At 73.7% G+C, this 10,189-nt stretch carries 8 protein-coding genes; 5 read left to right on the plus strand and 3 right to left on the minus strand.

Translation table 11 applies throughout. From position 1 onward, the window contains the following. Positions 1–148 precede the first annotated feature (148 nt). Positions 149–793 (plus strand): phosphoesterase PA-phosphatase, encoded by a 645-nt coding sequence (locus E1182_RS26015; RefSeq protein WP_371687604.1) that lies wholly within the window; start codon positions 149–151, stop codon positions 791–793. 25 nt (positions 794–818) lie between these two features. Here the strand turns inward: E1182_RS26015 and E1182_RS26020 are convergent, their stop codons facing one another. From E1182_RS26020 to E1182_RS26030, 3 genes are read right to left on the minus strand one after another with little or no spacing between them, the layout of a single operon-like run. Continuing rightward, the gene (locus E1182_RS26020) at positions 819–2,045 is read right to left on the minus strand and encodes a hypothetical protein (protein WP_132270070.1); all 1,227 of its coding nucleotides are present in this window, start codon (positions 2,043–2,045) and stop codon (positions 819–821) included. Between the two features lie 41 nt (positions 2,046–2,086). Next, positions 2,087–3,739: a GTPase gene (locus tag E1182_RS26025; RefSeq protein WP_132270086.1), complete on the minus strand. Its 1,653-nt coding sequence runs from the start codon at positions 3,737–3,739 to the stop codon at positions 2,087–2,089. A gap of 26 nt (positions 3,740–3,765) precedes the next feature. Next, the gene (locus tag E1182_RS26030) at positions 3,766–5,601 is read right to left on the minus strand and encodes a GTPase domain-containing protein (protein ID WP_132270072.1); all 1,836 of its coding nucleotides are present in this window, start codon (positions 5,599–5,601) and stop codon (positions 3,766–3,768) included. Between the two features lie 208 nt (positions 5,602–5,809). Between E1182_RS26030 and dnaK the strand changes: the two genes are divergently transcribed. The 4 genes from dnaK (at position 5,810) to E1182_RS26050 (ending at position 10,169) form a co-directional block, all read left to right on the plus strand. Continuing rightward, positions 5,810–7,657 (plus strand): molecular chaperone DnaK, encoded by a 1,848-nt coding sequence (gene dnaK, locus E1182_RS26035; protein WP_132270074.1) that lies wholly within the window; start codon positions 5,810–5,812, stop codon positions 7,655–7,657. Positions 7,658–7,705: 48 nt separating this feature from the next. Beyond that, a complete protein-coding gene (grpE, locus tag E1182_RS26040; protein ID WP_132270076.1) occupies positions 7,706–8,440 on the plus strand; it encodes a nucleotide exchange factor GrpE in 735 nt (244 codons plus the stop codon). An 82-nt stretch (positions 8,441–8,522) separates the two neighbouring features. Continuing rightward, positions 8,523–9,704 (plus strand): molecular chaperone DnaJ, encoded by a 1,182-nt coding sequence (gene dnaJ, locus E1182_RS26045; protein ID WP_132270079.1) that lies wholly within the window; start codon positions 8,523–8,525, stop codon positions 9,702–9,704. A gap of 27 nt (positions 9,705–9,731) precedes the next feature. After that, complete coding sequence (locus tag E1182_RS26050; protein WP_132270081.1) at positions 9,732–10,169, plus strand: heat shock protein transcriptional repressor HspR; 438 nt, start codon at positions 9,732–9,734, stop codon at positions 10,167–10,169. Positions 10,170–10,189: the final 20 nt, after the last annotated feature.

Genomic DNA, 10,189 nt, shown 5'->3' on the forward strand with positions numbered 1-10,189 from the left:
GCCACGGCCCCGCTCCGCAGCGTCCGGCGGAACCCACCGCGACCACCCACGACAGCCCCGGCCCGGCCGGTACGGTGACCAACGACGCAGGCTGACGGGCCGTACGCCTGGCGGGCGGAGCCGGCCCACCAGCGGTCGGCCGGCACGGATCGGGGACGAGGCGCTGAGCGGGGTCGACGGGACGGGTGGCGGCACCGGCCCGGTCGTCGCGTCCCCGGGACGGACAACCCGGCTGGCCCGGCTGGTCACCGAGCTGACCGCGCCGGCCGTGCTGGTGAGCCTCCTGACCGTGCTGGTGGGCTGGCACGCGGCGGGCGTGCACGGACTGGCCTGGGGACTGCTCGCCACCCTCTTCGCCAGCGGCATCCCGTTCGCGTACATCCTCGGCGGGGTCCGGCGCGGGCGGCTCACCGACCACCACGTCCGGGTACGGGAGCAGCGGCGGGTGCCGCTGCTGTTCGGTCTGGTCTCGGCGGCGGCCGGACTGGCGGTGCTCGCCGCCCTCGGTGCCCCGCGCCCGATCCTCGCCCTGATCACGGCCGGAGTGGTCGGCCTGGGGGTGGCGGTGACCGTCAGTCACTGGTGGAAGATGTCGATCCACACCGCCGTGGCGGCCGGCACCGCGGTGGTCCTGGTGCTGACCTTCGGCCCCGGGCTGCTGGCCGTCGCGCCGTTGCCGGTCGTGACCGGCTGGTCCCGGCTGCGGCTGCGGGACCACACGGTGCCGCAGGTCGTGGTGGGTGGGGTGGTCGGCGCGCTGGTGGCCGGGGGTGTCTACGCCACGCTCGCCTGACTGTGAGCGTGGACGACGCCGGTGGTCAGGGGGTGTCGTCGGTGAGGTGGTGGCGGTTGGCCTGGAACCAGGCGTCCAGGGCGGCCGGGTCGTCCGGGTCGACGCCGTCGGCCATCAACCGGGCCACCGCCGCCGTGGCGGGGCTGCGCCGCTCACCGGTCTGGTAGAGCCGGGCGAACTCCGGCACCAGCTCCTCGATCATCTCGTCGGTCCGGGTGGCCGCCGGCTCCGGCAGCCCGCGCCGTCGCGCCGCGTACTCCGCCCAGGCCCGCAGCACCCGGGGCAGCATCGCCGCGTCGTCCATGTCCAGCACGGCCCGCCGGTGCACCCAGTCCAGCAGGAACAGGCCGGCCACGGCCGGGCTCCAGCGCAGCGGGTCGGCGTCCGGGAAGGTCGCCGCGTGATCGAAGATCAGGCCCAGGCAGAAGTGCAGCGAGGCCAACTCGGCGTCGCCGTCGAGGCTGCCCAGCCCGAACCGGGCCGCCTCCGGGGAGGTGAGGAAGGCGCGGACGAGGTCCGCCCGCTCGTCACCGGTGAGCGGCTCGGCGTCCCGGCCGGCGGTGTCGACGGGTGCGCCGGGCAGCAGCGCCAGCCGTGCCCCGACCAGCGCCCGGTCGGTGGCGAGCGAACCGTCGGTGGGGAGCTTCCCGAGGTCGTCGGTGACCGCGAGGTGGCGGCTCACCTCGCCGTGCATCCGGGCCGGGTCCTCCTCCCGGAACCAGGTCAGCTCGTCGGCGCCGCACATCTGCCGGACCTGGTCCAGGATCCGCTCGGCGGGACCGCCGACGAAGACGTCCTTGGTGATGCCGATGTTGTGGTCGACCAGCGCCACCAGCGCGTGCTCGGGGCCGCCCGCCGCGTCGTCGTACGCGAAGGTGGCCAGGTAGGAGGTCTGGTCGCCGTACACGTCCCCGTACGACCAGGTGCCGGTGAGGTGGACCCGGCCGAGCTGACCCGACCAGGCCGGGGCGCGGGTGCCGGGGCGCACCTTCGCCGCGCCCTCCGCGTCGGGCACCAGCGCGGCGAAGACCGACCGGATGGTGGTCGCGGCGGCGGTGCGCCGCCGGGCCGTGGCGGTCAGGAAACCGGCGACGAACTCACGCACCGCCCGTTCCCGGTCGGTTTCCGCGATCGCGTAGACGCTGCCCAGCAGGGCGGTGCCGAGCATCTCGGCGTCGAGGGCGCAGTCCAGGCGGGTCACGTCGCGGGCGGCGTGCAGCACCGCCTCGTAGGGGGTCTGTGGCGTGGCCATGGACCGACCCTACGCCGACCGGCGCTCCGGCGTCCCCGTCGTCAGCGGCCGGCGTCCCGCAGGGCCGCGCGGGCCTGCCCGTACCGGTCCAGGACGACCCGGACCGGAGCGACCACGAGCGCCGCTCCGACCGTGGCCACCGCCGCCGCCAGCCGGTCCTCGGCCCGCCGCCGGGCCCGGCGGGCCGCCCAACGCACCACCGGTCGGGTCAGCGCCGCCACCAGCAGCCCGGCGAGCAGACCGCCCAGGAGCAGCAGCGTGGGCAGCGGCACCTCGCCCACCATCGGGGTGTCCAGCGCCGGCAGCCCGAGGGCGCGCAGCGCGTACCCGAGCACCAGCCAACCGAGTCCGGCCACCGCGGCCAGGGTCACCAGCCACTGGAGGCCGCCGACGAGTCGCCACCACAGCGGCCGGCGGTCCATGCCCAGGTCGGTGCCGGCCACCGCGCGGTCCAGCGCGTCCGGCAGGTCGCCGAGGCGGGAACGGGCGGCTGCGGTGACCGCCTCCGGCCAGGGTGCGGGCAGGCCGTCCCCGCAGCGGTCGGCGACCTGCCGGACGGCCAAGCCGAGGGCGGAGCGCTGCGCGGCCGTCGGGTCGGGCACCGAGGTGGCCGCGACGAGGCTCTCCGCCGGCCGGTCGGCGTCCGCCGGCGGGCCGGGCAGGTGCAGCCGGCGCAGCGGGTCCGGCCGGAGCTTTCGCCAGCCCCGCACCACCGGCCAGCCGGTCGCGGCGGCGGCCCGGTGCCGGTACGCCCCCTCGACCGCGTCCGCCACCGTCGGCACCCCCGCCGCCCCGGCCAGGGCCCGGTCCAGCGCGCCCACGGTCGCCCGGTCCGGTGCGTCCACCGGCGGTTCCGCCCCGACCAACTCGCCCATGGCAGTGACGACCGAGTCCACGTCACCGGCGAGGCGGCGCAGCGCGGCCTGCCGCTCGGCGACCGTACCCTCCAGCGCCTGCCTGAGCCCGACGATGCCCGCCGGATCCACCGCGTACGTGGTCAGCAGCGGCACCCCCGCGAGCCCGTCGGCGTCGAGGAGGCGGCGCAGGTCGTCGACGACCCGGGGCAACTCCGCCGGGGGCAGCCGGTCGGCCTGGTTGAGCACGACCAGGGTGACGTCCCGGTGCCGGTGGAACTCACGCAGGTAACTGGTGTGAATCAACCGGTCGGCGTACTTCTGCGGGTCGACCACCCACACCACCAGGTCGACCAGGCCGAGCAGCCGGTCCACCTCCAGCCGATGGGATCGCTGCACCGAGTCGAAGTCGGGCAGGTCCAGCAGGACCAGCCCGTGCAGGGCCGACTCGTCGTCGCCGTCGAGCGCGCTCTCCCGGACGAACCGGTGCCGGGGCAGTACGCCGACCCAGTCGAGCAGCCGGTTCGCGCCGTCGAGCGGCCCCCACACGCAGGCGTGCGCGACCCCGGTGGTGGGCCGCCGCACCCCGACCGGGGAGAGTTCCAGCCGGGCCAGGGCGTTGAACAGGCTGGACTTGCCACTGCCGGTGGCACCGGCGAGGGCCACCACGGTGTGGTCCCGGGACAGCGACAGTCGGGTGCCGGCTCGTTCGACCAGGGTGTGCGCGGCGACGAGCCGGGAGTCGGGGACCTGCCCGTCCACCGCGTCGAGGAACCGGCGGACCGCGTCGAGGCGGGTGACCAGGGCGTCGGCGTCGACCAACTGGTCGCCCCGGAACATCTCACGGAGCCGGCCGGTGATGCCCGTCACCGGCGGTCCCTCACGGGCAGGGCGGTCGGCTCGCCGTCGCCGAGGCCGCTGTCGTGTCGGGCCGCCTCGACCCGGTCGGCGGCCCGACGCAGCTCCGCGCCGGTGTCCGCGCCGGGACGGGCCTGTTCGGTACGCGCCAGGTAGCGCGTGGCCTCGTCGTCCAGCAGCGTCCGTACCCGGTCCAGCAGGTCGGCCCGGGCCTTGTTGGCCAGGGTTCGCACGGCCTGGTCGCCGAAGATGGCCTGGAGCACGCCCTGCGCGGCGACGGTGGTGCCCGCCCCGGTGGCCACCTCCAGCCCGGTCGGGATGAACGCCGTCGAGGCGAACACCGCGATCATGACAGCGAGACCGGTGGCGTTGACCGCGTACGCGGCCGTGCGGGCCACGAACCGTTTGTCACTGCCCTCCGTCCGTACCAGCTCCAGCACGCCGCGTTGCCAGTCCCGGACCAGCCGTTCGGCCCGTTCCGGCAGGTCGGGGGAGGGATGGGCCAGCTCCGGTGCGAGCAGTGCCGCCCCCGCCGGGTGCGCCTTCCAGCTGGTGTACGCGCTCTCCGCGGCCTCTGCGGCGACCGCGCGCAGCAGGGTGACCAGCTGCGACTCGATGGCGTCCCGCAGCTCGGTGGCGGGCGTGGCGGGTCGCCCGGTGACCGCGGCGACGAGCCGGTCGCGCAACCGGCTGATGCGTGCCTCCACCGTCCGGAAGAACTCGCCGGTGCCGACGAACTCCTGCCAGCGGGCCAGCACCTCACCGCGAAGCAGCCGGCCGTCCTTGAGGCCGGCCTCGACCGTCCGTTTCGCCGCCCGGTACGCCGCCCGGACCCGTTCGTCGAGCGCGTCGGCGGCGGCGATCTGCTCGTCGGCGGCCTCGGCCAGCGCCTCGACGGTGGGGTGCAGCGAGGCGAGCGCGCCGTCCAGGGTCTGCCGGACCACGGCGGCCCGGGCATCGGCGTCGGCGGCCAGCCCGGCGAACCAGTCGCCCAACGGCGCGGTGACCCGTTCGGGCAGCAGGCCCTGGCCGTCGACCCAGGTCTCGGGCAGGACGAACAGCGGCGCGGTGTCGAGCTGCTGGGCGGCGAGCATCTCCGACAGGTGGGCGGTGACCTCGTCGATGGCCTCCGGCGGCACCCGGTCGAGCACCAGGGCGATCGCGGCACCCCGGGAGCGGGCGCTGCGCAGCAGTTCCCAGGGAACGGCGTCGGCGTACCGGGCGGCGGTGGTGACGAAGAGCCAAAGGTCGGCGGCGGCCAGCAGTTGGCCGGCCAGGGCCCGGTTGGCGTCGACCACCGAGTCGATGTCGGGCGCGTCGAGGAAGGCCAGCCCGGGTGGGAGCGCGGGGGCGTTGACCAGTTGCAGGGTGCCCGGGTCCTCGCTGGGCTCGTTGGTGCGGGTCAGGCCGGGCAACAGCTGGCCCTGCCGGAACCAGGAGGAGTCGGCGGGGTTGCAGACCAGCACCGGGGAGCGGGTGGTGGGGCGCAGCACCCCGGCGGCGCTCACCCGCGCTTTCACCAGGCTGTTGACCAGGGTCGACTTGCCGGCTCCGGTGGAGCCGCCGACGACCACCAGCAGCGGCGCGTCGAGTCGGACGAGGCGGGGCAGCAGGTAGTCGTCGATCTGGTCGGCCAGCGCGGTGGCGGTACGCCGGGCCGGCTCGGTCGAGGGCAGGGCGAGCGGGAACCGGGCCACACCGATCGCGGCCCGCAGTTCGGCCAGTGCTGCCGGAAGGGCGTCTCCGGCGGTGTCCGACCCGTCCTGCGCGGCGCCCGGCGACCCGGTGCGGGCGGCGACAGCGGGCGCGCCGGACCGGGTGGCGGGATCGCCTTTCGTCGTCACCGCTAAAGCGTGCCCGACCGACGCTAAGGAAGACAACCAGACGGTAATAACGGTCGGGTTGCGTCGGGTCGACTCAACCCCAACTTGCGATTTGCGGGAGGCGTGGCACTATTGAGCCAGGTTCACTCAACTTGTGGTGTGGTCGCTGCGGGCGGCCCGCCGGGCAGGCCCTGCGACCTGCTCATCGTTACGAAGCGAGGAAGCGAAGATGGCACGTGCGGTCGGTATCGACCTCGGCACGACGAACTCCTGCGTCAGCGTTCTCGAGGGCGGTGAGCCCACCGTCATCGCCAACGCTGAGGGCTCGCGGACGACCCCGTCGATCGTCGCGTTCGCCCGCAACGGCGAGGTGCTCGTCGGTGAGGTCGCCAAGCGTCAGGCGGTGACCAACCCGGACCGGACGATCCGCTCGGTCAAGCGGGAGATCGGCACCAACTGGACCGTCGACATCGACGGCAAGAAGTACACCCCGCAGGAGATCTCGGCGCGGACGCTGATGAAGCTCAAGCGCGACGCCGAGGCGTACCTGGGCGAGCAGATCACCGACGCGGTGATCACCGTCCCCGCCTACTTCAACGACGGCCAGCGCCAGGCCACCAAGGAGGCCGGTGAGATCGCCGGCTTCAACGTGCTGCGGATCGTCAACGAGCCGACCGCGGCCGCCCTGGCGTACGGGCTGGACAAGGGCTCCAAGGAGCAGACCGTCCTGGTGTTCGACCTCGGTGGCGGCACCTTCGACGTGTCGCTGCTGGAGCTGGCCGAGGGCGTCATCGAGGTCAAGTCCACCTCCGGTGACAACCACCTCGGCGGTGACGACTGGGACCAGCGGATCATCGACCACCTGGTGAAGACCTTCCGGGGCGAGCACGGCATCGACCTGTCGCAGGACAAGATGGCCCTGCAGCGGCTCCGTGAGGCCGCCGAGAAGGCCAAGATCGAGCTGTCGGCGGCCACCACCACCAACATCAACCTGCCGTACATCACCGCCGGGGCGGCCGGCCCGCTGCACCTGGACGTGACGCTCAGCCGCGCCGAGTTCCAGCGGATGACGCAGGACCTGCTGGACCGCTGCAAGGGCCCCTTCGAGCAGGCCGTGAAGGACGCCGGGATCAAGATCTCCGACGTCGACCACGTCATCCTCGTCGGTGGCTCGACCCGGATGCCGGCCGTGACCGACCTGGTCAAGCAGCTCACCGGCAAGGAGCCCAACAAGGGCGTCAACCCGGACGAGGTCGTCGCCGTCGGCGCCGCCCTGCAGGCCGGTGTGCTCAAGGGCGAGGTCAAGGACGTCCTGCTGCTCGACGTGACCCCGCTGAGCCTGGGCATCGAGACCAAGGGCGGCATCTTCACCAAGCTGATCGAGCGCAACACCACCATCCCGACCAAGCGCTCCGAGGTCTTCACCACGGCCGACGACAACCAGCCGTCCGTGCTGATCCAGGTCTTCCAGGGTGAGCGGGAGATCGCCGCGTACAACAAGAAGCTCGGCACCTTCGAGCTGACCGGCCTCCCGCCGGCGCCGCGCGGCGTCCCGCAGATCGAGGTCACGTTCGACATCGACGCCAACGGCATCGTGAACGTGCACGCGAAGGACCTGGGCACCGGCAAGGAGCAGAAGATGACGATCACCGGCGGCTCCTCGCTGCCGAAGGACGACATCGAGCGGATGCGCCGGGACGCCGAGGAGCACGCCGAGGAGGACAAGCGCCGGCGCGACGAGGCGGAAACCCGCAACCTGGCCGAGGCGCTGCAGTGGCAGACCGAGAAGTTCCTCGCCGAAAGTGGCGACAAGCTGCCCGGCGAGAACCGTGACCAGATCAACGAGGCCCTGGGCGAGCTGCGCGGCGCGCTCGGCGGCCAGGACATCGAGAAGATCAAGTCGGCCCACGAGCGGCTCGCCCAGGTCTCCCAGCAGGCCGGTTCGCTGCTCTACTCCCAGCAGGCCGAGCAGGGCGAGCAGCCCGGCGCGGCCGGCCCGGGCGCGACCGGCGGCTCGAAGGCCGGCGGAGCCGACGACGTGGTCGACGCGGAGATCGTGGACGAGGACAAGAAGTGATGGTCCGTCCCGGACACGTACTCACGGCACAGGGATCGAGGTAGTCGCATGACGGAGAAGCCACGAGCCGCCGACCCGGTGGAGCCCGGGTCGGCGCCGGGTGGCTCCGGGCCCGCCGAGCAGACCGCCGGCGACGCGCCGCGGGTCGTCATCCGCAACAACCGCAAGCTCGGCAGGACCGAGGAGACGTCCGCCGCGGCCGACGCCGGGACGGACGTACCGGCCGAGGGCCTGGTCGAGGAGGGCGAGATCGTGGTCGACGAGATCGAGGTCGAGGCGGCCTCGGTCTCCGGCCCGGCGGTGGTCGACGCGCCGGCCCAGCCGGCCGGGGAGGCCGTCGCGCCGCTCGGCGCGGAACTGGAGGCTCTCCGGGCCGAACTCGACGAGCGGACCCGGGACCTGCAACGGGTGTCGGCGGAGTACGCCAACTACCGCAAGCGGGTGGACCGTGACCGCGGTCTGGTGCAGGAGCAGGCAACCGGTTCGGTGCTCGCCGCACTGCTGCCGATTCTGGACGACCTGGACCGGGCCCGCGAGCACGGCGACCTGGTCGGCCCGTTCGGCACCGTGGCCGAGCAGCTCACCACCGCGCTGGGCAAGTTCGGGCTCAGTGCCTTCGGTGAGCAGGGCGACCCGTTCGACCCGACCCGGCACGAGGCGGTCGCCCACCAGACCTCGGCCGACGTGGACGCGCCGACCTGCGTCCAGGTGATGCGCCGGGGCTACCTGCTCGGGGAGCGGCTGCTGCGGCCTGCGCTGGTCGCGGTCGCCGACCCGGAGTAATAGTGCGGGACCATCCGGTCGCCCCGCCCGCCGGAGCACGGCGGGCGGGGCGACCGGGCCACATGGCGAAGGGGGTGGACGGGTGAGTGCCAAGGACTGGATCGAGAAGGACTACTACGCCACGCTCGGCGTGCAGCAGTCCGCCTCCTCCGACGAGATCAAGAAGGCGTACCGGAAACTGGCCCGGCAGTCCCACCCGGACCACAATCCCGGTGACCCGAGGGCCGAGGAGCGGTTCAAGGCCGTCTCCGAGGCGTACGCGGTGCTCGGCGACGACGCCAAGCGCCGCGAGTACGACGAGATGCGCTCGCTGTTCGGCTCGGGCGCGTTCCGCCGTGGCGCACGCGGCCCGGGTCAACCCGGTGGAGCACCGTTCGACGTCTCCGACCTGTTCGGCGGCGGGGCCGGCGGGGACACCCGGTTCGGCGGCGGCGGCTTCACCGACCTGTTCAGTTCGATCTTCTCCGGTGGCGGGGCCGGTGGTCCGGCGCGGCCCCGGGGTCCGGCCCGGGGCCGAGACGTCGAGACCGAGGTCACGCTGGACTTCGACGACGCGGTACGCGGGGTGACCCTGCCGCTGACGCTGCGTGCCCCCGGAGTCTGTGACACCTGCCACGGTGACGGGGCCAGGCCCGGCACCAGCCCGAAGATGTGCCCGGCCTGCCACGGTGCCGGGGTCACCACCCGCAACCAGGGGTCGTTCAGCTTCTCCGAGCCGTGCCGCACCTGCCAGGGCGTGGGCACCGTGGTCGAGGAGAAGTGCCCCGAGTGCCAGGGCACCGGCGGGGTGACCAAGACCCGGACGTTGAATGTCCGGTTCCCCGGCGGGGTGGCCGACGGCCAGCGGATCCGGCTGGCCGGGCGCGGTGAGCCGGGCGAGCGCGGCGGGCCGGCGGGCGACCTGTTCGTACAGGTCAAGGTCCGCCCCGACGAGCTGTTCGGGCGCAGCGGGGACGATCTGACCCTGACCGTGCCGATCACCTTCGCCGAGGCGGTGCTCGGCACGAACCTGCGGGTGCCCACGCTCGACAGCGCGGTGACCCTGCGGGTGCCGCCGGGTACCCCGTCGGGGCGGGTGCTGCGGGCTCGCGGTAAGGGCGTGCAGCGCAGGGACGGCCAGGCCGGTGACCTGCTGGTCACGCTCGACGTGCTGGTGCCCGCGACGGTGTCGGACGAGGCCCGGGCGGCGCTGGAGTCGTTCGCGGCGCAGACGCCGCCGGCGGCTCGGGAACATCTCGACGCGCGGCTGCGTCGGGTTGGTTGACCGGTGTGGACTGCGGAGGTGAGCGGGATGTCGGACGGGTTCGTTGGTTCGGATGACCCTGCCTACGAGGCCAAGGTGCTGATGATTTCGGTCGCGGCGCGGATGGCGGGAATGCACCCGCAGACCCTGCGCCAGTACGACCGGCTCGGCCTCGTGCAGGCCGGCCGGGCGGCCGGGGGTGGTCGCCGGTACAGCGTGCGCGACGTGGTGCTGCTGCGCGAGGTGCAGCGGCTCAGCCAGGACGAGGGCGTGAACCTGGCCGGGGTCAAGCGGATCATCGGGCTGGAACGGCTGCTGGAGCAGGCGCAGCAGCGGGTGGCCCGGCTGGAGGCGGAGCTGGACGCGGCGTACCGCCGGATCGCGGAACTGGAGACGTTGGGCGGCTTTCCGCGCGGTGATCTCGTACCGACCAACCGCACCTCGACGGCGTTGGTGGTGTGGCGTCCCCGCCGTACCGACCGCTGACCTCGCCCCACGCCCAGCCC

The organism is Micromonospora sp. KC721, assembly GCF_004348355.1.
GTDB lineage: Bacteria > Actinomycetota > Actinomycetes > Mycobacteriales > Micromonosporaceae > Micromonospora.

Excerpts from the sequence above, each read along its gene's own strand:
- E1182_RS26020 (WP_132270070.1), bottom strand. The coding sequence starts at position 2,045 with ATGGCCACGCCACAGACCCCCTACGAGGCGGTGCTGCACGCCGCCCGC.
- E1182_RS26025 (WP_132270086.1), bottom strand. The coding sequence starts at position 3,739 with ATGTTCCGGGGCGACCAGTTGGTCGACGCCGACGCCCTGGTCACCCGC.
- dnaK (WP_132270074.1), top strand. The coding sequence starts at position 5,810 with ATGGCACGTGCGGTCGGTATCGACCTCGGCACGACGAACTCCTGCGTC.
- grpE (WP_132270076.1), top strand. The coding sequence starts at position 7,706 with ATGACGGAGAAGCCACGAGCCGCCGACCCGGTGGAGCCCGGGTCGGCG.
- E1182_RS26050 (WP_132270081.1), top strand. The coding sequence starts at position 9,732 with ATGTCGGACGGGTTCGTTGGTTCGGATGACCCTGCCTACGAGGCCAAG.